This is a genomic window from Dietzia sp. B44, assembly GCF_014145245.1.
In the GTDB taxonomy this organism is placed as follows: Bacteria; Actinomycetota; Actinomycetes; order Mycobacteriales; family Mycobacteriaceae; genus Dietzia; species Dietzia natronolimnaea.
The window spans coordinates 1-1039 of sequence record NZ_JAALEF010000486.1 but is presented as its reverse complement, the minus strand read 5'-3'; the positions used below and the strand labels follow the sequence as shown (position 1 = coordinate 1039).

Sequence of the window (1039 nt, the reverse complement as noted above, 5' to 3'; positions counted from 1 at the left end):
CATCCGCTGCGGCTCGGCGCCGGTACCGACCGTCCTGGGCGAGCACCCGCGCGTGGAGTGCAGTGAGGTGCCCACCAAGGACGATGTGAACCGCGCGCTGTACGAGATCGGACATCGACGCCGGGTGGTGGTGTGCGGCACCGACGCCGGCCTGGCCGCGCTGCTCACGCGACTGCTGCGGACGGAGAACCTGGACATGGAGGTCGCGTACGTCGCCGAGGACCCCACTCCGGCCACCCGCGCCTACGACCTGCCCACCGGTTCGGCCGCCGCCAAGCTCGGGGTCCGGGGCGAGGCCAGGGAGGTACCGCTGATCCGGGACGAGACCGGAACGGTCCTGGTGGGCGAGGCCACCGTCACCGGACCGGGCGGCGCCCACCTGGTGGGCGAAGCGTACGCCGACGACGAGCGGATCTTCTCCGGGGAGATCGACACCCTCACTGTCCGCCCGACCCCGCAGCTTCCCGGTGTCCGCGCCACAGCGGCACGGCCGCGCAGGGTGCTGAGACGCTCCTGGCTGCCGGCCCGCGCCGTTCAACTGGGGACGGAGGCGGGGGTCATCACCCGTGACGGGGTCACCGGTCGGCGGGCGGTCAAGAGGACCTCTTTCTATCGTCATACCGAGCCATGGAGGCTCGTGTCGCCCTGAGCGGGGGCATGACGGTGGCCGGACGGTCGGGGGACTCGGGCCACTCCTCCAGCAGTTCCGGCTCCACGGCGGGCGTGCGCACCGTGGGGGGCAGCGTGGCCAGCGCCGAGATCTTGCTCAGCCCCGCCACCTGCATCATGTCCACGAGGATCGAGCGGATCTGGGCCAGCATCACGGTCTCCGTCAGGCCGGAGCCCGGAACGAGCTCACGCTTGGCCCGCGCCGCCACCGCCCGCAGGGTCCGGTGCACCTCGGCGTCGGTGGGCGCGTCGGGATCCGCCGCCACCCGCCGGGTGAGCAACTCCAGCGCCTCGCCCAGCCCCGCGATCAGCGAGCTCAGGGCCGGCGGGACGTCCACCTGGTCGTCGACCGCCACGATCGCCCGCCGGA

General features: G+C 73.1%; 1 protein-coding gene and 1 pseudogene. One reads left to right on the top strand and one right to left on the bottom strand.

Annotated features, from left to right (window positions below):
• Position 1 precedes the first annotated feature (1 nt).
• Entirely contained in the window at positions 2–649 is a 648-nt protein-coding gene (locus G6017_RS14585) for a hypothetical protein (RefSeq protein ID WP_347238023.1), read from the top strand.
• Here G6017_RS14585 and G6017_RS14580 read toward each other — a convergent pair.
• A pseudogene (locus G6017_RS14580) lies at positions 594–1039 on the bottom strand (FUSC family protein); the annotation flags it as partial. The gene G6017_RS14585 and the pseudogene G6017_RS14580 overlap by 56 nt on opposite strands.